Consider the following 26228-nt stretch of genomic DNA (forward strand, 5'->3'; position numbering starts at 1 on the left):
AATATATCTTTCAGATTCAACTACATACCTAAAATTCTCGACGTCAGGCCAGTAGCGGCCGGCAGCAAGACCGATCCCCCCACCGACAAATTGGCAACTCTTTGTCACACCATTCCGATTGCGTCCTGCGCTACGCTGCCGCCCACTGATCCCCCCTATTTCCAGACCTACCAAGACCCCATGAAAATCGACTTTGATGGCGTGCAAGCCTTCGTGATGATCGCCGAGCTGGGCGGCTTCAGCAAGGCCGCACAGCAACTGCACATCACGCAGACCGCGCTGACGCGGCGCATCCAGAAGCTGGAAGCCTATCTGGACCTGAAGCTGCTCGACCGCACGACGCGCCGTGTCGAGCTGACGGCGGTCGGGCGGGAATTCCTGCCCCAGGCCCGCAATATCGTGCACGACATGACGACTGCGGTCGAGCGCCTGAAGGACATGTCGCAGCGCGCCAAGGGCAACTTCACCCTGGCCTGCATCCCCTCCATGACCTCGCATGTGCTGCCCGAGGTGATCCGCAGCTACGCGGCCCAGCACCCCGACAACCGCATCCGGCTGCTGGATGGTGCGTCGCACGAAGTGCATGCCGCGGTCCTGAGCGGTCAAGCCGAACTGGGCATTGCCGTGCAGGGAGAAAAACACCCCGACTTGAGCGAAACGGTGCTGTTCGCCGACCCGCTGGTCTTCATCTGCCGCAGCTCGCACCCGCTGCAGGCCAGCAAGAGCGTGAGCTGGAACGACATGCGCGACGCCGACCTGATCGGCATCAGCAGCTTCATGGCCACCCGCATCTTCATGGACTACCAGTTGGCCAAGCGGGGCATCCGCCTGCATGGCAATTACGAGGTCCAGCACCATGCCACCGCCATGAACCTGGTGGCCGCCGGAGTCGGCAGCGCCATCCTGCCGTCCTCCTGCTTCCAGGAAGGTGACCGCCCGGATGTGCGCAAGATTCCGCTGAACCACCCCACGGTCAAGCGCAAGGTGGTGTTGCTAAAGTTGCGCCGCGGCGGCCTGTCGCCAGCGGCACAGGCGTTTCACGAAGTGCTGCGCGAGCTGTCTGCCCAGCTTTGATTCTTATGCGTTTATCGCAATAATCAAGACTCATGATTCATTTCTCAAAATAATCTCAGCCCTGGAGAATCAGCCTCATATTTTTGGAGGCAGTCTCTATGGGCACCGATGTGCTTGTGATCGGCGGTGGCAATGCCGCCTTGTGCGCAGCCTTGATGGCTGCCGAAGCGGGGGCCAGCGTGATGTTGCTGGAGGCCGCCCCGCGCGATTGGCGCGGCGGTAATTCGGCCCACACGCGCAATCTGCGCTGCATGCACGACGCACCACAGGATGTGCTGGTCGACGCCTACCCCGAAGAGGAGTTCTGGCAGGACCTGCTCAAGGTCACCGGTGGACTGACCGACGAACACATGGCCCGGCTGACCATCCGCGCCTCGTCGACCTGCCGCAACTGGATGCGCAAGCATGGCGTGCATTTCCAGCCGCCGCTCTCGGGCGCGCTGCATGTGGCGCGCACCAATGCCTTCTTCATGGGCGGCGGCAAGGCGCTGGTCAACGCCTACTACCGCAGCGCGGAAAAGCTCGGCGTGCAGATCCGCTACGAGTCGCCGGTGGACCGGCTGGAAATCGAGAACGGTGAGTTCCGCGCCGCCTGGTGCAAGGGCGAGCGCATCAGTGCCAAGGCCTGCGTGCTGGCAGCCGGCGGCTTCGAGTCCAACCGCGACTGGCTGCGCGAAGCCTGGGGCCAGAACGAGCGTGGCGAATGGCCCTCGGACAACTTCCTGATCCGCGGCACCGCCTACAACCAGGGCGTGCTGCTGCGCCACATGCTGGAACAGCATCAGGCCGATGGCATTGGCGACCCAACCCAGGCCCACATGGTGGCGATCGACGCGCGGGCACCGCTGTATGACGGCGGCATCTGCACCCGGATCGACTGCGTGTCGCTGGGGGTGGTGGTCAACCGCGAGGCGAAACGCTTCTACGACGAGGGCGAGGATTTCTGGCCCAAGCGCTACGCCATCTGGGGCCGCCTGGTCGCCCAGCAGCCGGGCCAGGTTGCCTATTCGATCATCGACGCCAAGGCGATCGGACGCTTCATGCCGCCGGTGTTCCCGGGCGTCACCGCCAACAGCCTGCCCGAACTGGCAGACAAGCTGGGGCTCGACCGGGCGACCTTCATGCAGACGCTCGACCGCTACAACGCCGGCTGTCGCGTCGGCAAGTTCGACCACACCGCACTCGACGACTGCCACACCGAAGGCGTGACCCCGGCCAAGACCCACTGGGCGCGCCCGATCGACACGGCACCGTTCTACGGCTACGCGCTGCGCCCCGGCGTGACCTTCACCTACCTCGGCTTGAAGGTCGACGACACCAGCGCCGTGCGCTTTGCCGACCAGCCCAGCCGCAACCTGTTCGTGGCCGGCGAAATGATGGCCGGCAACGTGCTGGGCAAGGGTTACACCGCCGGCGTGGGCATGTCGATCGGCACCGCCTTCGGTCGCATCGCGGGTCGCAACGCCGCCTTGGCCGCAGCAGGCAAGCCCGCGCTGGCGGGCGCCGTGAAAGACGAGGTCTGAACCATGCAACAACTGAACTCCTCCCCCCCCAAGGGCCGGGTGATCCCGATCGTGCCCGTGAGCAGCGCCGCCGAGACCGAAGTGGCACGCGCGCTGCAGATCTGCAACGCCTGCCGCTACTGCGAGGGCTTCTGCGCCGTGTTCCCGGCCATGACGCGCCGGCTCGAATTCGGCCAGGCTGACGTGCATTTCCTGGCCAACCTGTGCCACAACTGCGGCGCCTGCCTGCACGCCTGCCAGTACGCGCCGCCGCACGAATTCGCCATCAACATCCCCAAGGCCATGGCCGAGGTGCGTGGCCAGACCTATGCCGAATATGCCTGGCCGCCGGCGCTGGGCAAGCTCTACCAGCGCAACGGCCTGACGCTGTCGCTGGCCCTGGTGTTCGGCCTGACGCTGTTCCTGCTGCTGGCCGTGCTGCTGCAAGGCGGTGGCCTGGGCGCCCTCTGGGGCGAACAGCTGCAGGGCAGTTTCTACCAGCTGTTCCCGCACAACCTGCTGGTGGGCATGTTCGCACCGGTATTCCTGTTCGTGGTGTTCGCCCTGAGCATGGGCGTGCGCCGTTTCTGGTCGGACATCAAGCCGGTCACGAGTGGCGTTGACGTCAGTCCCCCGGCAGCCGCCGAGGCCACCCACGATGTGCTCAAGCTGAAGTATCTCGACGGCGGTCACGGCGAAGGCTGTCACAACGAGGACGACGCCTACACGCTGCAGCGCCGCCGCTTCCATCACCTGACCTTCTACGGTTTTGCGCTGTGCTTTGCCGCGACCAGCGTCGCCACGCTCTACCACTACCTGTTCGGTTGGGAAGCGCCCTACGACCTGCCGTCGCTGCCCAAGCTGCTGGGTGCGGTGGGCGGCGTGAGCCTGATGCTGGGCACGGCCGGGCTCTGGCAGCTGAACCGCAAGCGCCACCCGATGCACGGCGATGCCAAGCAAAAGCCGATGGACCTGGGTTTCATCGCGCTGCTGTTCCTGGTCGCGGCCAGCGGCCTGGCCTTGTGGCTGGCACGCGCCACACCTGCACTGGCCTTGCTGCTGTGCCTGCACCTGGGTGCCGTGATGGCGCTGTTCGCCACCCTGCCCTACGGCAAGTTCGCCCATGGGGTATTCCGCACCGCCTCGCTGCTGCGCCACGCGGTGGAGAAGCGCCAGCCCAACCCGATCGGCCTGGGCGCCGACTGAGCCGATTTTTTCGCGTCAACCAAGGAGACAACAATGAACAAACGACATCTGCTGCGCACAGGCGTAGGCACCACCCTCGCGCTGCTGGCCGCTTCCTGGGTGCAAGCCCAGGAATTTCCGCCCAAGAAGAACGTCACGATCGTGGTCGGCTTTGCCGCTGGCGGCGCGGCGGACGCTGCCGCCCGCCTGATCGGCAAGAAACTGGGTGATCAACTGGCGGTGCCGGTGATCATCGAGAACAAGCCAGGCGCAGGCGGCAACATCGCGCATCAGTATGTCGCCAAGACCGCCCCGACCGACGGCAGCGTGCTGCTGTTCGGCTCGGTCGGCCCGCTGGCGATTGCCCCGCACCTGATGAAGCTGCCGTACGACCCGGTCAAGGACCTGGCGCCGATCACGATGGGGGTCAACTTCCCGAACGTGCTGGTGGTCAACGCCGACCTGGGCATCAAGACCTTCGCGGACTTCATTGCCTACGCCAGGAAGAACCCGGGCAAGCTGGACTACGCTTCCACCGGCGCGGGCTCGGCCTCGCACCTGGCCGGCGAGTTGATGGACGACATGGCCAAGATCGACACCGTGCACGTGCCCTACAAGGGCGGCGCGCCCGCCTTGCAGGACCTGCTTGGCGGCCGGGTCGCCATGTACTACTCGACCTTGAACACGGCCCAGGCCCATATCGACAACGGCAAGCTGATCCCGCTGGCGTCGACCGGCGCCCAGCGCCTGCCGCAACTGCCCAAGGTACCGACCATCGCCGAATCGGGCTATCCCGGTTACAGCGCCAGCAACTGGTATGCCTTTGTCGCGTCGTCCAAGGTGCCGACGCCGCTGCTGGAGCGCTGGAACACCGAGCTGGTCAAGGTGCTCAAGTCGCCGGACGTGGTGGCCGAACTCAACAAGCACGGCATGCCGCCCCAGCCCGGCACGCGCGAGGCACTGGCCAAGGAAATCGAGCGTGAGTCGATGACCTGGGGCCGCGTGGTGCGCGACCGCAAGATCACGATCAACCAATAACCCAACAAGACAATCGGTACAGAGGAGACAGACATGAAATTCTTCCAATCCATCACCCGCCGCGCCCTGGGCGGAATGCTGCTGGCCGTACTGGTCAGCCAATCGGCGCTGGCGGCCGAGATCCGGGTCGTCACCTCGGGTGCCTTCACCGAAGCCTACAAGCAGCTGGTGCCGATCTTCGAGGAGGCCTCGGGGCACAAGGTCATCAGTTCCTATGGCGCGTCGATCGGCAACGCCCCGGACTCGATCCCGAGCCGCTTTGCGCGCGGCGAGAAGTTCGATCTGGTCATCCTGTCCGAAGGCGGGCTGGAAGCCTTGATGAGTGCGGGCAAGCTGGTGCCGGGCTCGCGCGTGGATGTCGTGCGCTCGCAGATCGGGGCTGCCGTGCGCAAGGGCACGCCCAAGCCGGACATCAGCACGGTCGAAGCGCTCAAGCAGACCCTGCTGGAGGCGAAATCCGTCGCCTACTCGGCCAGCGCCAGCGGCACCTACCTGTCGAGCGAGCTGTTCCCCAAGCTCGGGGTGCAGGACCGGCTGGCCCAGACCGGGAAGAAGATCTACAGCGAGCGGGTCGGCGCCGTGGTGGCGCGCGGCGACGCCGAGATCGGCTTCCAGCAGGTCAGTGAACTGATCTATTTCAAGGAGCTGGATTTCATCGGCACCCTGCCTGCTGCCGTGCAGCAGACCATCTTCTTTTCTGCCGGCATGGTGGAAGGTGCCCAGGAACCGCAGGCCGCGCGCCATCTGCTGACCTTCCTGACCTCGCCGGCAGTGGCCAACATCGTGCGCGCCACCGGTCTGGACCCCGTCAACCACCGCGCCGCGCTCACCTCCAAGTGATGAAAGCGCCAGCTGCGCCCACACCGGCCCATCTGGGCGAGCTGTTCTGGGCCTTTTCCTGGTTGTCGCTGCAAGGCTTTGGCGGGGTGCTGGCAGTGGTACACCGGGAACTGGTGGAAAAGCGCGGCTGGCTGACGCCAGAGGGTTTTCTGGAGGACTGGGCCATCGCGCAGGTGATGCCCGGCCCGAACGTGTGCAATCTGGCGCTGATGTTCGGCGATCGCCATTTTGGCTGGCGCGGGGCCATCACGGCGCTGGCGGGACTGCTGGCACTGCCGCTGCTGCTGCTGCTGAGCCTGGGCGCCCTGATGGGCCAGTTGACGGACCAGGCCGCCGTTGCGGGTGGCTTGCGCGGCATGGGTGCCGTCGCTGCCGGCCTGATTGCAGGCTCGGCCTTGAAACTGCTGCTTGGCCTGCGGCAGCATGCGCTGGGTTTTCCCCTGGTCCTGCTGCTGGCGAGCGCCGCCTTCGCAGGCGTGGTGTGGCTGCACCTGGCGCTGCACCTGATCGTGCTGGGCCTGGGCGGGCTGGCCTGCGGCCTGACCTGGTGGTTGCTGCGCCGGAGAGTCGCTCAATGAACGGGGCGGACTGGGCCCAACTGCTGCTGTACCACCTGTCGCTGTCGCTGCTGGCAGTGGGAGGCGCCATCACGCTGGCGCCCGATCTGCACCGCAAGCTGGTCAGCGAACAAGGCTGGTTGAGCGAGGCGCAATTCAATCAGTCGATGGCGCTGGCGCAAGCCGCGCCAGGCCCCAATGTGCTGTTCGTGGCCATGATGGGCTGGAACGTCGGTTTCCAGTCGGCCGGTCCCGCTGCCGCGGCCTGGCTGGCGACCTTGCTGGGGGCGGCCGGTGCGCTGGTCTGCCTGCTGGGAGTCATGACGCCGAGCTCGATCCTGACCCTGGTCGCCACGCGCTGGTGCCAGAAGCACCGCGAACGGCTGACAGTCCAGGCGTTGCGCCAGGGCCTGGCCCCGATCGTGGTCGGGCTGCTGCTGGCGACCAGCTGGCTGCTGGGCCGCTCGGGCGGGCAAGCGGCACAGGATGGCCGGCTCTGGCTGCTGACTCTGGTCTGTGCGATATTGGTCTGGCGCACCCGGCTGCACATGCTGTGGCTGCTGGCCGCTGGCGCCATGCTGGGGATCATGGGCTGGGTTTGACGGGTACGGACAGCGGGGCAGCAGCGCGTTGCCTGCGCCAATGGGGTCTTGGTCGCCGCTGGAGCAAATCGCCCCGGATTTGGGCAAGATCAGGGCTTTGTGAAGTACCCCCATGACCTCGGCCAGCAGGATCGATCACTTGTGCGACCTCGCTGGCTCCTGGTCTGCACTGTGCGGAATTGGGAGAATTGACCATGCATCGACGCTCGCTGCTCATCGGATCGGGCCTGTGGGCCCTGGCCTCTGCGGCTTTCGGTGAAACACCTGCCCATGACTTGGCCGAGCAAGCGCGCCGGGGTGGGGTGCTGTTGGTCCGCCATGCCAGCACCGAGCCCGGCCTGGGCGATCCGCCCGGCTTCACCCTCGGCCAATGCAGCAGCCAGCGCAACCTGTCCGAGGTCGGCCGGGCCGAATCCCAAACCATGGGCGAATGGTTCAGGCAGCAGCGACTGCAAGCGCAGACCGTGCTCAGCAGCCAGTGGTGCCGCTGCCAGCACACGGCGCGGCTGGCCTTCGGCCGCCAGCAGGACTGGCCGGCCCTGAATTCCACCTTTGCCGGCCAAGGTCAACACGAGCAGCAGTTGCAAATGCTGCGCGAACGCCTGCTGCAACTGCCTGCAGGCCAGCTGGAGGTATGGGTCACGCACCAGGTCATCATGACCGGGCTGACCGGTGCCTACCCTGCGATGGCCGAGGCTTTTCTGGTAAACGCGCAGGGTTCACTGCTGGCCCGCGGCTTGATGCGCCCCCAGCGGCACGGCTGACCCATTACGCCCGTTTTTTAAGCAGGGCAATGAAATCCAAGCACGACAGTCACTTAGCCACTGATTTCCAAGCTTGTCCACAGCTTTGGGCACGGATGCTGGGGATTACCCCAGGTTCATGGCAGTGGCATGACAAGGCTGCAGTCACGACCATCAGCGCGCCAACCGACAGCACCACGATGCCGACTCCGGGATGGCGGATCACAATAGCGCCATGCGGATCAACCTCAAGACACCCTTCGCCGAGAAGGAAGAAGCCAAGGCACTCGGCGCCCGCTGGGACCCGAAGAAGAAATGCTGGTACATCCAGAACGTCGCCGACCTGACCCCGTTCGCGCGCTGGATCACAGACTCGCCCGCCTCCACCAGCCCCGAGCAGACGACCGGCCCCATCGTCACCCATGGGGCTGTGATCGCTGGCTGCGGCTGCAAGGTGCTGCCCTGGGAAGACTGCGAGCACACGAGTGCCTGAACCAAGACGGTAGAAAACCACAGCGACGAATTCGCTGGGCCAACACGACCAATCATGAATACACCTGCCTTGAACGTTCTGGGAACCCCCCTGGTCCCGTGCTCCTACGACCCGTTGACCGGGTATTTCCGGGATGGATGCTGCAACACGCGCGCCGACGACACGGGATCGCATGTGATCTGCGCACGCCTGACAGCGGAGTTCCTGCAGTTTTCGCTGTCACGTGGCAACGACTTGATCACGCCGCGGCCGGAATACCGTTTTGCAGGGCTGCGCCCCGGTGATCGATGGTGCTTGTGTGCCATGCGCTGGAAGGAGGCCTTCGATGCCGGCCTGGCACCCCCAGTCGTTCTGGAATCCACGCACCGGCGTGCGCTGGATTTTGTCTCGCTCGAACAGCTTCAGTCATCTGCTGGCACGAAGTGAGCGTGACGTCCTGGCGGTGAGATCAGCGGCTAATTGCGCGCCGACGGTGCGGCCGCCCACCAGGCCGGCAAGGTTGAGGTTCATGCCTTCAGTGGCATTTTCATGGGCCTGTTGATATACTACCCCCCAGTACAAAATACAACCCGTTGCAATGCCACATTCCCCGCAGGAAAAGAAGCGCGTCATCACCCGGCTGCGCCGCATTCGTGGCCAGGCCGAGGCCATGGAGCGCGCCGTGGAGGCCGGCACTGACTGCGGATCGCTGCTGCAGCAGCTGGCTGCACTGCGAGGGGCAGCCAACGGCCTGATGGCCGAGGTGCTCGACAGCCACCTGCGCGAGACCTTTGGCCAGGCCCAGGACGCCAAACCCGGGATGGAGGCCGAGATCGAGCAGCTCATGCGCCTGGTGCGCTCCTACCTGAAATGAGAACAACCGGCTGCCCTGGCCTTCATGGCCCTTTCCATTCCACTTTCCTCAATCCCACTTTTTCCGGAGTCCGTTCATGAAATCCCGCGCCGCCGTGGCCTTCAAGGCTGGAGAACCCCTGCAAATCGTCGAGATCGACGTCGCACCGCCGCAAAAGGGCGAAGTGCTGGTCCGGATCACGCACACCGGCGTCTGTCACACCGACGCCTTCACGCTCTCGGGCGACGACCCAGAAGGCATCTTCCCTGCCGTGCTGGGACATGAAGGCGCGGGCATCGTGGTCGAGGTCGGCGAAGGCGTGACCAGCGTCAAGCCGGGCGACCATGTGATCCCGCTCTACACCGCCGAATGCGGCGAATGCCTGTTCTGCAAGAGCGGCAAGACCAACCTGTGCGTGGCCGTGCGCGCCACCCAGGGCAAGGGCGTGATGCCCGACGGCACCACGCGCTTCTCCTACAACGGCGAGCCGATCTACCACTACATGGGCTGCTCGACCTTCAGCGAGTACACCGTGGTGGCCGAGGTGTCGCTGGCCAAGGTCAACCCCGACGCCAACCCGGAGCAGGTCTGCCTGCTGGGCTGCGGCGTGACCACCGGCCTGGGCGCGGTCAAGAACACCGCCAAGGTGCAGGAAGGCGACACGGTCGCCGTGTTCGGCCTCGGCGGCATCGGCCTGGCCGTGATCCAGGGCGCGCAGCTGGCCAAGGCCGGTCGCATCATCGCGGTTGACACCAACCCCGGCAAGTTCGACCTGGCGCGCACCTTCGGCGCTACCGATTGCGTCAACCCGAAGGACTTCGACAAGCCGATCCAGCAGGTCATCGTCGAGATGACGGGCTGGGGCGTGGACCACAGCTTCGAGTGCATCGGCAACGTCAACGTGATGCGCGCCGCGCTCGAATGCGCACACCGCGGCTGGGGCCAGTCGGTCATCATCGGCGTGGCCGGTGCGGGACAGGAAATCTCCACCCGTCCGTTCCAGCTCGTGACTGGCCGCAAATGGCTGGGCACCGCTTTTGGCGGCGTCAAGGGCCGCAGCGAGCTGCCCGGCATGGTCGAGGACGCGATGGCCGGCAAGATCCAGCTCGAGCCCTTCGTCACCCATACCATGCCACTGACCGAAATCAACGAGGCCTTCGACCTGATGCACGAAGGCAAGTCGATCCGCTCCGTGGTCCACTACGGATGAACGCTGCCATGGAACGCATAGAACAGCACGCCAGCTTCGGCGGACGCCAGGAAGTCTGGCAGCACGACTCGGTCACGCTGGGCTGCGCGATGCGGTTGGCGGTCTACCTGCCGCCGGCCGCGCTCGCCGGCCAGCCCTGCCCGGTGCTGTACTGGCTGTCGGGCCTGACCTGCAGCGAGCAGAACTTCATCACCAAGGCCGGGGCGCAGCAACATGCGGCGCAACACCAGCTGATCGTCGTCGCGCCCGACACCAGCCCGCGCGGCGAAGCGGTCGCCAACGACCCGGCCTACGATCTGGGCCAGGGGGCGGGCTTTTACGTCAACGCCACCCAAGCGCCCTGGGCGTCGCATTTCAGGATGCAGGACTATGTGGCCGACGAACTGCCAGCGCTGATCGAGTCGCAATTTCCCGCGACCGCAGCGCGCGGCATCTCCGGCCATTCGATGGGTGGCCATGGTGCGCTGGTGACGGCGCTGCGGCATCCAGGCCGCTACCGCAGCGTCTCGGCCTTCTCGCCCATCGTGGCGCCCAGCCAGGTGCCCTGGGGCCAGAAGGCACTGACGGCCTACCTGGGCGAGGACCGTAGCCGCTGGCAGGACTGGGACACGGTGGCACTGATTGCCAATGCAACGGAGCGGCTGCTGCTGCTGGTGGACCAGGGCGAGGCGGACGAATTCCTGACCAGCCAGTTGCGCCCCGAACTGCTCGAAGCCGCCTGCCAGCACGCCGGTCATCCGCTGACGCTGCGGCGCCACCCGGGCTACGACCACAGCTATTACTTCATCGCCAGCTTCCTGGCCGACCACTTCAGCCACCACGCGGACGCGCTGCGCGACTGAGCAGAAAGCGCTGGGTCAATACCAACAGGCGCATGACGCGCACATCCAAAGTCATTACAAGGAGCAAACCGAGATTCTATTTCGCCCTTCCTTCTTGGACTTGTACAGCATCTGGTCAGCAAGGGCGAGTAGCAGACCGGGGCTGTCACCTTGATCGGGAAAGACTGCAACGCCGGCCGAAAGCGTGATACTGATTTTGAAATCACCGTAGACTACCAGCATCTCCTCCAGTTGCCTTCGCCACGATTCGACCCGCTCCAGCGCCTGATCGACCGACATGCCCGGCATAATGACAGCGAACTCTTCCCCACCATAGCGGCAAATCAAGTCGCTTTCACGGGCACCTGCCTTCATTAAATCAGCCAGCGTCACAAGGACCTTGTCACCTGCGGCATGGCTAAAGTTGTCATTGACCAGCTTGAAATGATCAAGATCCAGCATGATGACTGCCAACCGGTCGCCGTCGCGTTTCGCGCGAGCGAATTCGCGCGGTAAAGTGGCATCAAGAAATCGGCGATTATAGAGGCCAGTGAGCGCATCGTGAGTTGCAAGCTCATGCAAGGCGGAAGTTTCTTCTGCCGCCTCGAGAAGCTGCTCTTCAAGTTGTTGTTTCGACTGCAGCAAATTGGTTTCATGCTGTCTGCGCTTGCTGACGTCACGGCCCACGCCTTGATAGCCGCTGATACGACCATGGCTATCATAGATTGGTACCGAGGTCATTTCTATCCAAACCTCACCCCCATTCTTCAGATTCATCGGCAATTCATATTTCAGCACCAGGCCGTGATGGGATGACAATTCGAGTTCACGGCGCTCCTGGAGTATGGTAGCGAAGATATCCTTCCCCTGCGGGGTGAGGTTGTCCATGATGTGGGTACCGACAACTTCCTCGCGAGCAAATCCACGCACACGCTGATCTGCCGCATTGACATAGGTGAACTGCATCTGTGCATCAGTACACCAGACCAGATCAGCCATGTTTTCTGCCAGCATGCGGAAATGCTCTTCGCTGGAACGTAGCTCCTCACGCTGGTGCAGCATCGTCCATTGCGACCTCGCAACGGCCAACGCCAGCAGCAGCAGGATGCAAAATCCTGTTGTCAGTTCCACGGCACGATGTTGCCACTCCTCGATCACTCCTGATTTATCAAAACCAAAAGCGACGAAAAAGGGGAATCCCTCGATCTGGCTGAATCCAAATATGCGCTCGCTTCCATCAAGATCCAGTCGGGTCAGGGCAGCGGACTGCGCTGCCGTTGAGATCAGAGGACCTGGAATACTCAGGTCAGTCGCCTTTTCTTCCATGGATTTTTCCAACAGGGGACGGCGAGCAAGGAGGATCTGAGCATCATCAAGCAGGGCAATAGAATCACCAGACTCGAGATTCAGTGAATCAAACCAGTGTTGCGCCTTCTCAAGCTCCATGACAGCCATCACACCGCCTTGAAAGTCGCCTGTCGGCGATGTGAAGTTTCTCGAGAGCATCAGCACGCTCGATCCCGAGGCCGACTTCGCCCCGGAAACATAACTGACCAGCGGACCAGGGCCGGCGTGCGCCTTGCGGGCCTCGCAAAGTGCCGGCTTTGAACTGGCGCCCGTATGATCACCGGATTCGGTTGCTGTAAATACACAATCCTTGTTGAAAACAACCAGGAAGAAATCAGGCACCGTATCGGATTTCTCCTTCAGCAACTGGGTCATGCGTTGCGCATGATTCCGATCGTAATCCGGATAAACAATATCCTGCGGCTGGATTCTCCCCAGCAGGTCGCGCAAAACGTAATCGGTAGCAAGTACCTGGGTACGAAAGGACTGACCAATGATCTGGCTGCGCTGCATGGCTCGATACGACTGGTCGGCCAGAACCTTCACGTATCCTTTTTGCAGATCGAAGGCGAGCCATCCTCCAAGAACCATGAAAAAGACCAGCAGTGCACCGTAAATCTTGAACAGGGACGGCTGCAGCGATGGGTGTACTGGTGATGGCTCACCGCTGAAAATTTTCGGCATTGTGACCATTACCCTGACCGATGGAAATCAGAAGGGCAAGAAAGAGGTCACGCGCAAACCCATGACCTGGTTGCGCTTGGCCCCGTTCCAGCCACCATCCTTGGCAAGCAGCGAATCACCGCTGCTGTGGTACATGTCGTAGGTCATGCCCAGGGTGACGAACGAATTGAGCTTGTAGTTGAGCGTGAGCTCGCTCACAAAAGTGATATCGCCCTTGGCACCCTGTTGGTATGGCGTGTTGTCGGTGCCGACGCGCGTTGCCGATTGTGAAACCAGCGCGTAGAACTTGCCGAGGTCGTAGCGCATGCCGACGAGAAAGTTCACATCCTCGAGCTGCCCTTCACCCTTGGCATAGCTGGCGCGGCCAAAGCCCGCCCAGCTCTTGTTGAAACGGTAGCTGGCGGAGGCCATCACGGCGTTGACCTGCGGCGCTTTCTCACCCGGAACCGGCCACACGGCGTCCTTGTCGAAAAAACGGAAGGCGTCGATGTGGTTGAAGGTCAGCTGGTAGTGCTGCTGCTGGTCCTGGAAGTTCAGTTCGACAACATAGGCCGGATCGCCCTTGACCAGATTACGCGCAGCATCGAGGGTCTCACGATCGCCGAAGGCGTCGCCAGCGATGCCGGTGAGGGACAGGCCATTGCCATAGTCCTGCTTGACAACCAAAGCCACCGAGGGGAAGGGAGGCGCGACGACGCGGGTGGCGGCGTTGCCGTAGTCGTTGCCATGGTTCAGATCACCGCCGAAGATCGGATCGGCGAGATACCAGTTCGAGGTATCGATCTTGCCCAACATCACCATCGTGCCGCCCTTCAGGTACGTCGCCGCCAGTTCGTGCAGGCCAGACTTGTAGTCGACGGCCTCGCGCGAGGTCCCGACGGTCTCGACGGTGTTGACACCAAAAGCCATCGGATTGGTGAGCGAATAGGCGCTGCCGCCGCCGAGCGTGCGGTTGTCGGCATAGGAGCCCATGACGGTCCAGTCACCTTGCTTGAACTGCAGCACGAACAGGTTCTGCAGGCGCCCGCCCTGGTCGGTCACGAGATCCGGCCGGAAGGGGCTGTGCCGGTTGCGCAGGGCGTCTTGCGTACTCTGCTGGAAAGTGACGTTGTCGAGGAGAAAGCCGCGCCAGCCATCGCTAGACTCCTGCGCCGCGTCTCGGGCTTGGGCAGCGCAGGAGAACAGGGTCGCGATCATGAGAATTGACAGTTTGGCATCCATTTGAAAAGATGATACCTTGTCATATTGGATAAATCTGTGGCAGGACCAGACTACGGTCTTGAACTACTTGAAGTCGTACACCACCGCTGCAACAGTTGACGCGGTGGTGAGTGCATGGCCGTTCGGTGGCAGTCATGATTTCCCGCGAACTTTTCGACCTGCAGGGACCGCCTGATGGCCCAGGCCGGCACAGACCGCTGCCCACCATCGACAGACTGCTGGCGGCCACGGCCTTGCAGCACGACCTCATGCTAGACCAGAATGCTGTGCAAATCCATGAGAGAATTTGACAACAAAAATCCAAGAAAGAAGTAAAAAATGGCCATGGTCTATTGCCGGGGTTGCGGCAAGGAAATCCACGAAACAGCGCCGACTTGCCCACACTGTGGAGCTTTGCAGCAGGTTGTATCGGGCACCCTCAAATCCCAGACGGTAGCCGGATTGTGGTGCGGCTTCCTTGGAGGCTTTGGTGCGCACCGTTTTTACCTCGGGAAAACTGTCTCAGGTATTCTGTACCTGCTCTTCTGCTGGACATACATCCCTGCCTTGATTGCCTTGGTAGAGATGCTGCTGATTGCATTTTCCAGTCAACAAACATGGGCTGCAAAACATAACGGTGGCACCCTCACCCCTCCCGTCCATTGGACCATCAAGGCACTGGCCCTGCTGGGACCTATTTTGATAATTACAGGCATTTTGGCAGCCATCATGGTCCCAGCCTACGAAGGCTACACGCAACGCGCCCAGCAATTTCAATCCTTGCTGCTGGCAGTCCCCATCATTGGCTGAAGGACCTCAAGCCCAGGTGATCTCGCCCAAACTCTTCTTCCGGCTCGGCGTCAACCAGTCCTCGCTGATCGACTGAAGTTGGGTTTTATTCAGAGTGATGAGAGGGATTTTTCGATCGAGGTCTGCTTGAGGTGACTTTGATCGACAGGGACTCTTCACTGCCCGGCACAGTGCGACGGCACAGCCAGGCGTGTTACCGCAAGTCAGACAATGAAAAACCCCAAGTGAATCAATCACTTGGGGTTCAAAGTGGTGGCGGACGGTTGACCCTGTGCCGGCTGGCGTCCCGAGCTTAATAGCACTGCTGCGGGCTGCTGCGTACCACTTAGGAAGTGCCAGACACTGTCTGGCAAATTTATTGCTTCACATTCCGTAGGCTCACCGCCACAGATCCGAAATTGCCCATCGTTTCACTTAGTCCGCCACTTAGCCAGAAGCCGTGCCTGCAGTGCTTTGCGCTCCGGCTGCAACTGGCTGCGGCGGGCGGCGATGCGTTCCGCCACCTCGCGCTGACGGCGCGGATCGAACCAATGCTTTCCGTCCTTGGCCATATCCCAGGTACTCGACACCGCTTGCCGATGCACCGGCAACGGATCGCCTTCTGGGCCAAGGGTCGCCAGTTGATCACGCTCCCGCGAACGCCAGCGCTTGTGCCACAGCCGCTTGTCATCGGCCTCCGAGCGCGCGCTGGTGTGGCCGAAAATCGGTGTCTTGCGGCGGCTTCGACTCACTGGCTGCTCCGGCGGACTGCCGTGAAGTCCGAGTCGTCACCCTGGTGGAGGAAGATGCGGCCTTTGGCCTGATCACCCTTGACTTCCATCCAGCCACGACCGCTAGCAGGGTCGTTTTCATCGCCCCCTTCCCAGGAGAACTCCACGCGTGCGACGCCAGCGCTCACGCTGACGCGGGCGTCGAGACTGCCCTGCACCAGGCCGAACTGGAATTCACCCAGCAGGTCTTCGCGGATCGTGATGTGCGCCGGCACTTCCATGTCGAAGTAGTCAGCGTCCCACATTTCCATGCTGGTGATGCGCCAGTCGCCCACCACTACTTTTTCTGCCTTCTTCATGCTTCCCCCGGCAGGCCGGCTTCCGCCCAGAAAATGTCAAAATCTTCGCCCACGCCCCAGCCGAGGTCCTGCCCCAGGCCGCGCACCCGGTCCAGACGGGCGATGAAGTCCGGCTGCTGCGAGACCGGCAAGGCCAGCACGTATTTCAGTGCCTGCTCGAACATACTCACCAGCGCGACATAGAAGTCCTCGTCCTCCACGCCACAGACGGCCAGGAAAGCGAATACCTCTTCGCAGTAGAACACCGTGAGTTCTGCCAGGCCCTCAGGTTGGCCGAGAGCCTTCTTGTAATCGGTGATGGCTTTCTTGGCCTTGGCCACCGACTGCGGCTTGCGCGGATCGGCCGGGTTGATCCATTGCGTGATGGTCGCTTTGTAAGGCTTGAGCACATCATCGCCCAACGCAAACCGCGCGTGCAGGAAGGCCTGGTTGTCCTTGCTGGCCGCGTACAGATCCTGCACCAGACCGATCAGGCCGGCACGGTCGATGTCAGCCAGCCTGGCCTTGACGTCGACCCAACTGGGAGTTTTCTTCTTCGTGGCCACTTTCAAGTCCTGTTCTTTTCTGGCTGCACCTCAGGCATAGTTTCCGATTTCTGGCAACTTCGGCACGAAGTCGTCAATAGGAAACTCGCCGATCGGCTCTGTGTGCAGTCCACTGGCCGAGTGATGCGCAATCACGTCGTCGACCTTCGAGGGCTCGGCCTTGACCACGTCCCAGCACCAGGAGCCGAAGCCGCCGCGCTCGTTGACGGCGCGCACCCAGGTGTCGAGCGCCATGCGCTTGTTGCGGTTCTGGTCCGAATCCTCGCCCTTGATCTCCAGCACGAGGTGCTTGCCATTGGCGAGGCGGATCAGGAAGTCCGGGACAAACTTGCGCTTGCTGCCGCGCCAGAGGTAGTAGATCTGGAAACCCAAATGGTCATTTTTGACATAAGCCGAGACGTCAGCCCGCTTCTCCAGTAATGAGGCCGTGTAATGCTCCCAGGTGCTGTCGACCACCGCATGGCTGATCTGCGACTTCGACGTTTCCAGACAGGGCTTGGTGGAATACCAGGTCCGCATCAGGCGGGTCGAACCGATCGGAAACTCGGGATCGAACACCGGCTCCAGCCTCTCGTGGTTCTGCTGCTGGATCTGCGCCACCACGTGCTGCACCAAAGTGTCGATCGACAGCGCGACCAGGATGCGCTTGCGCAGCGGGTCCTGATGGAACAGCGAAGGAATCTCGAGCTGCTTCGAGTTGAAGAACTGCTCGACGAGACGCACCAACTGCTGGATCAGCCACTCGCGCCCACCGACGTAGCCGTGCTCGACGGTCGAGAGCGCCTTGCGCGCGGCCAGGAACAGCAAGCGCTGCAGACGGAACTCCTCGGGCAGAGCCTCGAGGTCGATCGACACGGCCTTGGACAGATCAGCGGCACCGCCCAGCGCCGGCGCCAGGTCGGCCGTCACATGAACCTGTGCCGGATCAATCTTCAGCGGCGGCATTTTCGACCAGTCCACCGTGAGCTCAGGCCGCACCACCACATCCACCCGCAGCACATTGGGCCAGCTGATCTCCAGCTCGGCGCGGTCCGCGATGGATTCGATCTGCGTGCTGGACTTGGGCGGGGGCGGCGGATCACCGTCACCGTCGGATTCCTGGAAAATCGACAGCGGCACGCCGAAGACGTTGACGAACTCGGGACGGAACAGCTCGCGCGTCACGCCATCGGGGCACAGCACCGGCTCGGTGTCGTAGGACACGCGCCGCAGGCCGCGACCGATCACCTGCTCGCACAGCAGCTGGCTGGTGAAGGCGCGCAGTCCCATGATGTGGGTCACGTTCTTGGCGTCCCAGCCCTCCGAGAGCATCGCGACCGAAATCACGTTCTGCAGGTCCTGGCCGGCACTGCCACGTTTGCCCACGTTGTCGACGATGGCCCGCAGCAGCTCTTCCTTCTTCAGGCGGCGCAGATCCTCCTGGCGCGACTCAGGGATGCCCGCCGCATCCAGAATGGAGCGCAGCACTTCCTCGTAAGCCTTGTCGGCAGGCGCAGTCTCACCGATCTCGGCCTTCTCCAGCACCTTGGAATCGACGCGCAGCGTGCGCTCGGGTGCCTTGAGCTCGGGCCAGTAGACATCGCCCTGGCGGAAATAGTGCTCGACCCGCGCTGCGGTCTCGGTCTTGTTGCAGACGGTCAGCATCACGGGCGGCGACAGATGCCCGGCCGCTTTCCAGGCCAGCATGGTCTCGCGCCAGTCGGCACCGAGCAGCGTGTAAGCCTCCTGCACGATCTGCGGCAAGGCCTCGTGGGGCTCGGCGCCGCGACGGTTCAGGTCTTCGGCGACCTCGGGCTCGCGGTAGAGGTGGTACAGCTTGCTGCGGTAGGTCTGCGCATTGGGCAAGGCATTGTCGCGGATCACCACCCGCGGCGTCTTGACCAGGCCCGCCTCGATCGCATCGTTGAGGCCGAAATCCGACACCACCCATTCGAACAGGGACTGCTCGGTGCTGGTCCTGCCGGTCGGCGCAAAAGGCGTGGCCGAGAGATCGAAGCAGCGCGTGATGCGGCGCATCTTGTGGATGCGGTCCAGGCCCTCGATCCAGCGCGTCGCCTCTTCGAGGTCTATGCCCAGTTCCTCGGCATCCTTCTTGCTGACCTTGGCCTCGGCGGGCTTGCGGTAGGCGTGGTGCGCCTCATCGTTGATGATGACCAGATCCTTGTACGCGGCCAGCTTGCCGAGCACGCGGCGCACATAGGCCTCATCGCTCTCGGCGCCCTTCCTGACCACGGACTTGGCCTGCTCCTTGAGCGGCATCAGGCTGTGCCAATTGTCGATCAGCAGTTCGACCTGGTTGAGCTTCTGGCGCAAGGCCTCGTTGGGGCAGACCGAGAACAGGTCGTAGTAGTTCTCAGGGTGACCTGGCTGCAGCACCTGCAGGCGCTCCCATGCACCGCCATCGCCCGGAATCGCCACGCCCTGCTTGAACTCGGACGGCGCTTCCACCTGCCAGATCAGCGTCTCGATGGCTTCGAGCTGGCAGAAATAGAAGGCGTACAGGCGCCTGGCTCCCCCATCACGCCAATGCTCGAGCAGCTGCCGGGTGATGGCGGTCACGCCAGGATAGTCGGCCGCACGCCATTCATCGACGCGCTCGCGGATACGGTTGACCAGCTCCAGCTCGACGCCACGGACGGTGTTGTTGCGGGTGTCGAAGATCTCGTAGCCTGCAGGCCTTCGGCCCTCGACCAGTTCGAGCCGGCTGTCGCTGGCGCGCTTCCAGTGGTGGGTCGGTCGCTCGAATGGCGAGCTGATGATCAGGGAGCGCTTGTTGGCCATCGCGTCAGACATGCTCAGCTCCCAGTCGTTCCAGATGCTTGACAGCCCTGGCCAGGCTAGGCGAATGTTGCGCTGCACGTTTCGCATCCCATTGACCCCGGACAAATGCCCCGAGGTGCAGGTTGTAACCTGACCCAGGCTTGCTGGGGTCGGCGGACGACACGACCTCGTCACGGAACTGACGGATTTTCGACTTCTTCACCAGGGTCAGGATCAAGCGTTTGGGATCGGATTCCTCATCGGGACACTGCGGCAGCTTGTTCAGAGGTACCTCCAGTGCTTGCGCAAAACCCTGACGGTCGGCCAGCACCCAACTTTCAGCTTCGGTGATGGCCAGGCGCAAGACGAAGCGCTCATGGGCTTGCGGCAGCCACTTGGCGCGCAATTCCACGGCACACTGCCCATCGGTGTCGGCGATGCACAGCACCGGGTGCAGACTCCGAGCCAAACCGACGTAACGTGGCAAAGACGGTTGCAGCTTGGTCACGCCCTTGGTGTCGATCGAGGGTTGCGCCAACTGCCAGTCCGGCAGACAGGCCGCAACCAGACGCTCGCCAAGGGCACAGCACAGAGCATCCTCACCGACGACGAGGATACGACTCATGAGAACAACCCGAACTGGTCCAGCGATTGCGGCTTGGTCTTGGGCAGCAAGACCTCGGCGGGATTGAGCCCATGCTCCATCGCCTGCAGTTCATCGGGCGCCGGCTGCCGCACGGTAGAGCCATTGACCCCCGGCTCGATCAGCAAGACCGATTGTGGATCGGTGACCTGGCTCAGCAACACCTCGCTGTGCGTGCTGATCAGCACCTGGCGTGCCGACGCCGGTTTTTTCAGGCCGCGCAGCACGCGGTCGATCATCAGCGGAATGTGCTCGACGATGCCATCGTTCAGCGACAACTCAGGCTCCTCCAACAGCAACAGGCCATCACCCTCCTGCAAGGCCCACAGCAGGCCGATCAGGCGCAGCGTGCCATCGGAAAACTGGTCCTCCTTCTGCCAGGAGCCGTGCACGCGCCAATGCGTGAAGTTGGCTTCCAGATGCCACAAGCCCGTGACCTCATCCTGCGCGAAGCGCAACTCCGAGAACAAGGGAACGGCCTGCGCCAGGGCTTGGGCGATGCGCCTGAGTCGCGCCTCACGGGTCCTCTTGTTCGTCTGGGCGATTCGCTGCATCAAGCCCTGGCCAAAAGGATCGTTTTCCATCACCCGGGCACTGATCTCGCCGCCGTGCTTGAGCAACTGCGGGACCAGATGCAAATAGGTGGTGACGGAAAAATCCTCGACCAGAGCCCGGAACGGCTCGTTGTTGTTGATCTGTTCCAGATGGGTCTGCGTCAAGCGCTGGAGATCCTGAAGATCGTCCTGGTTGGGGCGATTCAGCAGTTCCTGGCCCAGATGCTCAACCCTCTCCTCGCTGATCAACACGCGCTGCTGGCCCTTGCCTTCCGACTTGAACGCGAGCACATAACGCCAGGTCGGGACCTCTGCCGAAGGTGAGTCTGACAGTTCCACTTCGATGCGGACCTCGGGGTCCTTGCGCGCATGAAGGCTGCGCAACTTGGTCAGTCCACCGCGCTCCTTCAGGGCTTTCTGCAAGCCACCGCCTTCGGTCTGCGCCAGCGTGCGCAGGAAGCGGAACAGGTCCAGCAGATTCGACTTGCCCGACGCATTGGCGCCGATCAGGTAAGTCCGTGGGCCCAGCGGCACATCGACGTCGCGGAAATTGCGCCAGTTCTTCAGTTTCAGTCTTGTAATCAGCATGGTCACCCTTCCAGCGCTACCACTTTAAGCGACTCGATGCCGCGATCATCGACGATCTTGACCGCGATCTTGCGGTTGTCGCCGGCGTCGAACGGCAGGCTGACCGTGCCGTGGAACTGGTGCAAGCGAGACTCGTCGAGTTCGGCGCGGATGTTCTTCTTGAGCTTGTCCCAGCCCTCGCCCTTGCCGGCCATGGGAAAGAACACCTGGCGCGGGAACAGGCTGCGCTCGTCGTAGTCGGTGTCGAGCGCCCACATGGCGATTTTGCTCTTGCCGCCCGACACCAGCTCACCCTTGACGGTATCGAAATAGTCGAAGCCGTGGACCTCGACCTCGTAGCGGCCGTCCTGGCGCCGGCGCAACTCGACCTCGGGCTGACCCATGAGCCAGAAGCTCTGGTTGCTGGCGCGTGCCTTCTTCAGGTCCTCGGTCAGCAGGTCGGTGTTCATCTGCGCCTTCAGCGCGGTGATGCCCTTGAGTGCGTCGATGTCCTTGGCCGCTTCGGGGTCGAAGGTGAAAGCGCAGAACACGATCATCTTGGGCAGCGGGAACAGGTTGCCAGCCTCGTTGAGCGCGTTGCTGACCTGGCGCTGCTCCAGCGCGGCATATTCAGGGCCGAAGCTGACGACGACGCGCTCGCCGCTGTCGAGGTGGCCGCTAGCGTGCAGGCTGGCGCAGTCTGCCAGCGTTTCGAGATCGGCGAACTTGAGCATCTGGCCGCCCTTGCCGCGGATGCCGGTCTTGAGCAGTTCGTCGCGCCACTGGTGCTGGCGGCCACTCTCGCCGGTGCGCGCGATGCTGGCGTCGGCTTCCTGCGGACCGCTGGCCTCGTCGAAGGACTTCACGCTCGGGAAGGGCACCGCCTCGACCGTGAACGGGCCGGTGATGCGCAGCTTGTTCTTGGCGACAGCGGGCTGGTCGTACAGCGTTTCCTGGTCGGCATGGGCGGCGATCGACGCATCCATCTGCCGCTGCATGGCCTGGCGCGCGACGTGGAAGGCGTCGAAGGCCGGGCGGACGGCCTCGGGCCAGTCGGCGGGAAAGTCGAACGGTACCTCCCACTCCAGCAGGTCCTGGCCGGCCAGTCCCGGCACCAGCTTCTGGCCCTTGCGAGCACCTTCGTTGACTGCGAAGGGTTCGGATGGAGGATCGGACTTGAGCGCGGCGTTCAGCGCCGCCAGCGCGGACTCGATGGCCGGGTGCAGGCGCTCGTAGATAGCATCGATCTCGGGGTTGTTGGCGATCGACTTGAGCGTGACATGCGGCACGGTCTTGTAGATGAAGCCGCCCTTGAGCCCTTCATGCGGGTATTTCAGCTCGAAATAGTCGAAGCTCGCCGTCATCAGCCGCTGCTTGGCCAGCGTGACCGCTACGCGCGAGGTGTCACAGGTGATCCAGCGCCGCCCCCATTTCTCGGCCACGTAGGCAGTCGTGCCCGAACCGCAGGTCGGGTCAAGCACGAGGTCGCCGGGGTCGGTGGTCATGAGCAGGCAGCGTTCGACAGCCTTGCTCGACGTTTGAACCACATAAACTTTTGAATCTGCGAATCCGCTCTGCCGCGTGTCATCCCAAACATTGTTGATTGGCATGAATGGAAAGTCATCAAAATACCGGACGAATCGCATCGTTGAGCCAATAACGTGGACACGATTGCTCCTCGAAAGACGACGAAGCCCTTTCAAGTCTGTACTGAAAGTACGACCACCGGGCGAATACTCGACACCTCGATATTCAAACTTCGTGACGTCGCTCGCTCCTCCAGAACGCGCGCTGGTCATCGGGTGTGGAAAGAAGACCTTTCCGTCAGTCTTAGGTTTCCCTTGCAGCACTTCCGGCCTGGTCATGGTGCGCCGTTGGTCATTGTTTTCCTGGACCAAACAAATGCTGCTCTCCGCGGCTAATTCTCGCTCTACATTCAGCGCGTTGTACTTAACCTGCTGTTTCGACTTCGCATACCAGACAATGTAGTCACAAGTGTTATCGAGAAGAACGCTCCCCTTTCCTGTGGTCTTCCGATAGACAATTTCACCGCAGAAATTATTGTCACCGAATACCTCATCCATCAATCCCCGAATTCGGTGAACGTTCTCATCTGAAATCTGCACGAACACGCTGCCCGACTCGTTCAGCAGTTCGCGCGCTAGCAGCAACCTATCGCGCAGATAGGTCAGGTAGGAGTGGATGCCCAGCTCCCAGGTGTCGCGGAACGCCTTGATCATCTCGGGTTCCTGCGTCAGGTCGGCGTCGTTGCGGTCCTTGACGTCGCGCTTGCCCACGAAGGGCTGGAAGTTGCTGCCGTACTTGATGCCGTAGGGCGGATCGATATAGATCATCTGCAGCCGGCCGGCCATGCTTTCCTTGTGCAGCAGGCTGTTCATCACCAGCAGGCTGTCGCCAGCGACCAGGCGGTTGGCCCAGCCCTTCTCGTGGCGGTAGAAGTCGATCGCGTCGCGAAGCGGCAGGTTCTCGAACGGTGCATCGAACAGGCCGGGCTGCACCGCCTTCTCGGCCCCTTTTCCGCCCGACTTGGCCTCGCCCTTCATCGCCTTGCGCACGGCCGACAGGATGCTGGCCGGGTCCACGCGCTCATGCACATGCAGGCTGACGGTATCGATCTCGAAACTGGTGCGCTCGGCCTTGCCGGCCCAGTTCAGGTAGGGCGACTGCAGGCGCTTGAGTTCTTCCAGCGCGGCGCGCATCTGGTCAGCGTCGCCGGATTCCAGCGCGCCGTCGATCAGTGCCTCGATGCCGGCGCGCTGGGGGTCGAAGGCCAGCGCGGGGTCAAGGTGCGGGTCGAAGGCCCAGCGGGTCTTGCCGGCTTCGGGATCGGTGGCCGGCGTGACCATGCCGACTTCCGGGTTGTTGACCCGCTTGTCGGGGTGGCGGTAGGCGATGATCTGCGCCGCTTCGTCCGCAGGCGCGCGGCGCGCGGGGGTCTTGCTGGCCGGCGCAGACACCTTGGCAGGCGTTTTCACCGGCGCGGCCTTCGGTTCCAGTTCCAGCGGCGCCGGAGCCTGCTCGGCCTGAAGGGCGAAGCCTTCGCCGCTGTCAGCGATTTCACTGGCCGGCGTGGCAGTGATGGCAGCAGCCGCACGACGCACCGAGCCGCCGCGCCCCTGCCCTTTCACCAGCTGCCCCTGCGCAATCAGGTCGGCGTGGACCTTCCAGTAATCGTCCTCGGTGCTGACCAGGCCCTCGGCCTTCAGCCGGGATTCGATCTCGCGCCGCAAAGCAGTGTTGCCTATGGTAGATCCATCCGGGGGGACTAGTGACAGCAGGGTTTCAGCGATCAGTGCGTGCAGGTCTTGTTGGGAAGCCACAGGCTCCTCCTGTTATTGTTCGATGTCGTCAGCGGGCGCTGCGCGCGCACTCGCCCGCCGCATGCCGACGAAGCACAAGGCAGTAGGAAGATCAGATCTGATTGGATGCTTGATCAGTGATCAAGGGAACAGCCGATGCGAAGCGATCGATGTTGATGGCGCAGTTGCCGCTACCACCGTCCGAGCTCTTGTGCTGTCGCCAGCAATCCCCTTGCCAGTCTAGCAGAGGGGTCAGCAACATCTCAGAAAAGCTTGGCTTTCTGATCAATCAATGCCTGAATGCAGGCATCGCTGATCAACCAAGGAGCCTCGCGATGACCATCCTGACGCAACTCACGCCCACCCAATCGACCCTGCTTCGCGCCGCTGGTGGTGCGTCCCGATGGGCAAGCGCAGGCCCCGTGCAAGGTCGCCGCCCAGCACGACCAGCCCTTGCTGGTGGCACTGACACGCGCGTTCTACTGGCAGCAGTTGCTCGAAGATGGGATGATCGCCAGCGGCAGCGAAATCGCCCAGCGCGAAGGTCTGCATCACTCGACGGTCAACGAGCTGCTGCGCCTGACGCTGCTGGAGCCGGCCATCATCCAAGCCATCCTGGCTGGCCAGCAGCCCAAGTGCATGAGCCTCTTGTGGTTCCAGCGCAACCCGCTGCCGACCGACTGGGTGGCGCAGCGGGAGGTGGTGGCGGGGTTTGATGCGTGATCAACTACCTCGCCGCGTCACACGATCCTTGTCGTCTACAGACGACTGCAACAAGCGAAGCTCCTTGATCGGAAAGCTCAGCAGCTTCTCACCAATGCCTTTTCGGTGCGCATAGCGCTCAGCAATCAGTTGACCAGGGCCGTTGAAGATTTCCTCAAATGTCCCGTCCTCGTGCAGCTTGAGGCCGAGGTAAAGGTCCGGCACCGAAGATAGGGTCAAGCTCTCCTTGAAGGTTGCTTTAACTTGTACCCTGCGACCGTCTTTGGTCGTGGCATCGTATGTAGGCTGGGATGTCTCATCAAGGCGGAGCTCGTAATGCAACTCTGCCATCACTTCTCCGATGTCACCAACAAGGCGGCCGTCAATAGTGAACTTCCTTCGGCCACCAAATGCGTCATGAAGGTGCCGGATGCCTTCAAAAATCAATCCCAGTGAATGCTTGATGGCTGCTCTCTCCGTCATGGCGCCTCCCGCGTCAGTGTGTGCTTCAGCGAAGATATTAATTGCTGGCCATGGTTGACAGCGAACCTGATATCGTAAGTGCTTGATTTTTCATGAGCACCCACTGCGCCTACCCGCAGGCCAAACGGAGAAAAGAGACGGCTCTGGCCGAGAAAGTGGCAGATTTCGGGCGTTCTGGCGAAGTGCCACCCGCAGCACTTCACCTCGCCACCCGGGGGAAATACCAAAAGGAAAGGGCCCGGAGATGAGTCCGAGCCCTTGTATATGGTGGAGCTGGGGGGATTTGAACCCCCGTCCGCAAGCCTTCTCCGCGCAGTTCTACATGTGTAGTCGTCTGATTTGAGTCTCGCCAGATGCATCGCGCAGCGACACGCTATGCACCCAGCCAGCAACCTTGGATCTCGTCACCAGGCAAGTTGCCCGCATGATGACCAGCCTATGAAATTTTCCTTGCAGCCGGGACAGTCTTACGACTGCCCTTGCCCAGCCCATTGGCCGACTGTTGCAAGGCTCACCGGATTAAGCGGCGAGTGCGAAACGTTCGTCGTTTGCAGTTAGTTTTTTTCTGCGGTTTTACGAGGTGACAGAACCTCGACATGCCCTGCTGCGTGTCCGAACCCACGTCGAAACCAGTGCAGCCCCTGAGC

The 26228-nt window shown here is 62.4% G+C and carries 25 protein-coding genes and 1 other RNA gene; 15 read left to right on the forward strand and 11 right to left on the reverse strand.

The window, feature by feature from the left end:
• Nucleotides 1–180: 180 nt before the first annotated feature.
• From C6P61_RS06670 to fghA, 13 genes are all read left to right on the forward strand, one after another.
• Nucleotides 181–1074, forward strand: coding sequence for a LysR family transcriptional regulator (locus C6P61_RS06670; RefSeq protein ID WP_105729147.1), 894 nt, complete (start codon nt 181–183; stop codon nt 1072–1074).
• Nucleotides 1075–1172: 98 nt separating this feature from the next.
• On the forward strand, nt 1173–2597 hold the full coding sequence (tcuA, locus tag C6P61_RS06675; RefSeq protein WP_105729148.1) for an FAD-dependent tricarballylate dehydrogenase TcuA: 1425 nt from the start codon (nt 1173–1175) through the stop codon (nt 2595–2597).
• A gap of 3 nt (nt 2598–2600) precedes the next feature.
• Nucleotides 2601–3782 (forward strand): tricarballylate utilization 4Fe-4S protein TcuB, encoded by a 1182-nt coding sequence (tcuB, locus tag C6P61_RS06680; RefSeq protein WP_105729149.1) that lies wholly within the window; start codon nt 2601–2603, stop codon nt 3780–3782.
• Nucleotides 3783–3815: 33 nt separating this feature from the next.
• Complete coding sequence (locus tag C6P61_RS06685; protein ID WP_105729150.1) at nt 3816–4799, forward strand: Bug family tripartite tricarboxylate transporter substrate binding protein; 984 nt, start codon at nt 3816–3818, stop codon at nt 4797–4799.
• A 33-nt stretch (nt 4800–4832) separates the two neighbouring features.
• Nucleotides 4833–5639 carry a substrate-binding domain-containing protein gene (locus C6P61_RS06690; RefSeq protein ID WP_105729151.1) on the forward strand — a complete coding sequence of 269 codons (807 nt, stop codon included), beginning with the start codon at nt 4833–4835 and terminating at the stop codon, nt 5637–5639.
• Complete coding sequence (locus C6P61_RS06695; RefSeq protein WP_105729152.1) at nt 5639–6217, forward strand: chromate transporter; 579 nt, start codon at nt 5639–5641, stop codon at nt 6215–6217. The genes C6P61_RS06690 and C6P61_RS06695 overlap by 1 nt, the downstream gene beginning before the upstream one ends.
• Nucleotides 6214–6798, forward strand: coding sequence for a chromate transporter (locus tag C6P61_RS06700; RefSeq protein WP_105729153.1), 585 nt, complete (start codon nt 6214–6216; stop codon nt 6796–6798). Before C6P61_RS06695 ends, C6P61_RS06700 begins: the two co-directional genes overlap by 4 nt.
• Before the next feature lie 194 nt (nt 6799–6992).
• Nucleotides 6993–7562, forward strand: coding sequence for a histidine phosphatase family protein (locus C6P61_RS06705; protein ID WP_146114977.1), 570 nt, complete (start codon nt 6993–6995; stop codon nt 7560–7562).
• A gap of 214 nt (nt 7563–7776) precedes the next feature.
• Entirely contained in the window at nt 7777–8034 is a 258-nt protein-coding gene (locus tag C6P61_RS06710) for a DUF5710 domain-containing protein (RefSeq protein ID WP_105729154.1), read from the forward strand.
• A gap of 54 nt (nt 8035–8088) precedes the next feature.
• Nucleotides 8089–8460: a DUF2237 family protein gene (locus tag C6P61_RS06715; RefSeq protein ID WP_105729155.1), complete on the forward strand. Its 372-nt coding sequence runs from the start codon at nt 8089–8091 to the stop codon at nt 8458–8460.
• A 151-nt stretch (nt 8461–8611) separates the two neighbouring features.
• Nucleotides 8612–8887 (forward strand): metal/formaldehyde-sensitive transcriptional repressor, encoded by a 276-nt coding sequence (locus C6P61_RS06720; RefSeq protein WP_105729156.1) that lies wholly within the window; start codon nt 8612–8614, stop codon nt 8885–8887.
• 76 nt (nt 8888–8963) lie between these two features.
• Complete coding sequence (locus C6P61_RS06725; protein WP_105729157.1) at nt 8964–10076, forward strand: S-(hydroxymethyl)glutathione dehydrogenase/class III alcohol dehydrogenase; 1113 nt, start codon at nt 8964–8966, stop codon at nt 10074–10076.
• A gap of 8 nt (nt 10077–10084) precedes the next feature.
• On the forward strand, nt 10085–10918 hold the full coding sequence (gene fghA / locus C6P61_RS06730; RefSeq protein ID WP_105729224.1) for an S-formylglutathione hydrolase: 834 nt from the start codon (nt 10085–10087) through the stop codon (nt 10916–10918).
• A 54-nt stretch (nt 10919–10972) separates the two neighbouring features.
• Here the strand turns inward: fghA and C6P61_RS06735 are convergent, their stop codons facing one another.
• Nucleotides 10973–12937 (reverse strand): sensor domain-containing diguanylate cyclase, encoded by a 1965-nt coding sequence (locus C6P61_RS06735; RefSeq protein ID WP_105729158.1) that lies wholly within the window; start codon nt 12935–12937, stop codon nt 10973–10975.
• A gap of 18 nt (nt 12938–12955) precedes the next feature.
• Nucleotides 12956–14125: a hypothetical protein gene (locus C6P61_RS06740; RefSeq protein WP_170067332.1), complete on the reverse strand. Its 1170-nt coding sequence runs from the start codon at nt 14123–14125 to the stop codon at nt 12956–12958.
• A gap of 342 nt (nt 14126–14467) precedes the next feature.
• On the opposite strand from C6P61_RS06740, the gene C6P61_RS06745 reads away from it, so the two are divergent.
• Nucleotides 14468–14938 (forward strand): NINE protein, encoded by a 471-nt coding sequence (locus C6P61_RS06745; protein ID WP_105729160.1) that lies wholly within the window; start codon nt 14468–14470, stop codon nt 14936–14938.
• A 410-nt stretch (nt 14939–15348) separates the two neighbouring features.
• Here C6P61_RS06745 and C6P61_RS06750 read toward each other — a convergent pair whose 3' ends face one another.
• From C6P61_RS06750 to C6P61_RS06780, 7 genes are read right to left on the reverse strand one after another with little or no spacing between them, the layout of a single operon-like run.
• Entirely contained in the window at nt 15349–15669 is a 321-nt protein-coding gene (locus C6P61_RS06750) for a hypothetical protein (RefSeq protein WP_105729161.1), read from the reverse strand.
• Nucleotides 15666–16007, reverse strand: a complete 342-nt coding sequence (locus tag C6P61_RS06755) for a hypothetical protein (RefSeq protein ID WP_105729162.1) — start codon at nt 16005–16007, stop codon at nt 15666–15668. Before C6P61_RS06755 ends, C6P61_RS06750 begins: the two co-directional genes overlap by 4 nt.
• Nucleotides 16004–16552: a hypothetical protein gene (locus tag C6P61_RS18040; protein WP_244908808.1), complete on the reverse strand. Its 549-nt coding sequence runs from the start codon at nt 16550–16552 to the stop codon at nt 16004–16006. Before C6P61_RS18040 ends, C6P61_RS06755 begins: the two co-directional genes overlap by 4 nt.
• Nucleotides 16553–16582: 30 nt before the next feature.
• Nucleotides 16583–19333 carry a BPTD_3080 family restriction endonuclease gene (locus tag C6P61_RS06765; protein ID WP_105729163.1) on the reverse strand — a complete coding sequence of 917 codons (2751 nt, stop codon included), beginning with the start codon at nt 19331–19333 and terminating at the stop codon, nt 16583–16585.
• A 4-nt stretch (nt 19334–19337) separates the two neighbouring features.
• Nucleotides 19338–19937 carry a hypothetical protein gene (locus C6P61_RS06770; protein ID WP_146114978.1) on the reverse strand — a complete coding sequence of 200 codons (600 nt, stop codon included), beginning with the start codon at nt 19935–19937 and terminating at the stop codon, nt 19338–19340.
• Nucleotides 19934–21097 (reverse strand): AAA family ATPase, encoded by a 1164-nt coding sequence (locus C6P61_RS06775; protein WP_105729165.1) that lies wholly within the window; start codon nt 21095–21097, stop codon nt 19934–19936. The genes C6P61_RS06770 and C6P61_RS06775 overlap by 4 nt, the downstream gene beginning before the upstream one ends.
• Before the next feature lie 2 nt (nt 21098–21099).
• Nucleotides 21100–24327 carry a site-specific DNA-methyltransferase gene (locus tag C6P61_RS06780; RefSeq protein ID WP_244908798.1) on the reverse strand — a complete coding sequence of 1076 codons (3228 nt, stop codon included), beginning with the start codon at nt 24325–24327 and terminating at the stop codon, nt 21100–21102.
• Nucleotides 24328–24783: 456 nt separating this feature from the next.
• On the opposite strand from C6P61_RS06780, the gene C6P61_RS06785 reads away from it, so the two are divergent.
• A complete protein-coding gene (locus tag C6P61_RS06785; protein WP_425319736.1) occupies nt 24784–25119 on the forward strand; it encodes a hypothetical protein in 336 nt (111 codons plus the stop codon).
• Here C6P61_RS06785 and C6P61_RS06790 read toward each other — a convergent pair whose 3' ends face one another.
• Together C6P61_RS06790 and ssrA are read right to left on the reverse strand one after the other, a co-directional pair.
• Entirely contained in the window at nt 25120–25581 is a 462-nt protein-coding gene (locus tag C6P61_RS06790; RefSeq protein ID WP_146114979.1) for a DUF6998 domain-containing protein, read from the reverse strand. It abuts the gene before it with no gap.
• A gap of 265 nt (nt 25582–25846) precedes the next feature.
• Nucleotides 25847–26223, reverse strand: a transfer-messenger RNA (tmRNA) gene (gene ssrA / locus C6P61_RS06795).
• Nucleotides 26224–26228: the final 5 nt, after the last annotated feature.

This window comes from Malikia spinosa, assembly GCF_002980625.1.
GTDB lineage: Bacteria > Pseudomonadota > Gammaproteobacteria > Burkholderiales > Burkholderiaceae_C > Malikia > Malikia spinosa.

Coding starts and splice junctions, on each gene's coding strand:
- C6P61_RS06740 (WP_170067332.1), bottom strand. CDS start 14,125: ATGATCGCGACCCTGTTCTCCTGCGCTGCCCAAGCCCGAGACGCGGCG.
- C6P61_RS06725 (WP_105729157.1), top strand. CDS start 8,964: ATGAAATCCCGCGCCGCCGTGGCCTTCAAGGCTGGAGAACCCCTGCAA.
- C6P61_RS06735 (WP_105729158.1), bottom strand. CDS start 12,937: ATGGTCACAATGCCGAAAATTTTCAGCGGTGAGCCATCACCAGTACAC.
- C6P61_RS06690 (WP_105729151.1), top strand. CDS start 4,833: ATGAAATTCTTCCAATCCATCACCCGCCGCGCCCTGGGCGGAATGCTG.
- C6P61_RS06685 (WP_105729150.1), top strand. CDS start 3,816: ATGAACAAACGACATCTGCTGCGCACAGGCGTAGGCACCACCCTCGCG.
- C6P61_RS06770 (WP_146114978.1), bottom strand. CDS start 19,937: ATGAGTCGTATCCTCGTCGTCGGTGAGGATGCTCTGTGCTGTGCCCTT.
- tcuB (WP_105729149.1), top strand. CDS start 2,601: ATGCAACAACTGAACTCCTCCCCCCCCAAGGGCCGGGTGATCCCGATC.
- C6P61_RS06765 (WP_105729163.1), bottom strand. CDS start 19,333: ATGGCCAACAAGCGCTCCCTGATCATCAGCTCGCCATTCGAGCGACCG.
- C6P61_RS06710 (WP_105729154.1), top strand. CDS start 7,777: ATGCGGATCAACCTCAAGACACCCTTCGCCGAGAAGGAAGAAGCCAAG.
- tcuA (WP_105729148.1), top strand. CDS start 1,173: ATGGGCACCGATGTGCTTGTGATCGGCGGTGGCAATGCCGCCTTGTGC.
- C6P61_RS06705 (WP_146114977.1), top strand. CDS start 6,993: ATGCATCGACGCTCGCTGCTCATCGGATCGGGCCTGTGGGCCCTGGCC.
- C6P61_RS06720 (WP_105729156.1), top strand. CDS start 8,612: ATGCCACATTCCCCGCAGGAAAAGAAGCGCGTCATCACCCGGCTGCGC.
- C6P61_RS06775 (WP_105729165.1), bottom strand. CDS start 21,097: ATGCTGATTACAAGACTGAAACTGAAGAACTGGCGCAATTTCCGCGAC.
- fghA (WP_105729224.1), top strand. CDS start 10,085: ATGGAACGCATAGAACAGCACGCCAGCTTCGGCGGACGCCAGGAAGTC.
- C6P61_RS06790 (WP_146114979.1), bottom strand. CDS start 25,581: ATGACGGAGAGAGCAGCCATCAAGCATTCACTGGGATTGATTTTTGAA.
- C6P61_RS06745 (WP_105729160.1), top strand. CDS start 14,468: ATGGCCATGGTCTATTGCCGGGGTTGCGGCAAGGAAATCCACGAAACA.
- C6P61_RS06695 (WP_105729152.1), top strand. CDS start 5,639: ATGAAAGCGCCAGCTGCGCCCACACCGGCCCATCTGGGCGAGCTGTTC.
- C6P61_RS06670 (WP_105729147.1), top strand. CDS start 181: ATGAAAATCGACTTTGATGGCGTGCAAGCCTTCGTGATGATCGCCGAG.
- C6P61_RS06755 (WP_105729162.1), bottom strand. CDS start 16,007: ATGAAGAAGGCAGAAAAAGTAGTGGTGGGCGACTGGCGCATCACCAGC.
- C6P61_RS06715 (WP_105729155.1), top strand. CDS start 8,089: ATGAATACACCTGCCTTGAACGTTCTGGGAACCCCCCTGGTCCCGTGC.
- C6P61_RS06700 (WP_105729153.1), top strand. CDS start 6,214: ATGAACGGGGCGGACTGGGCCCAACTGCTGCTGTACCACCTGTCGCTG.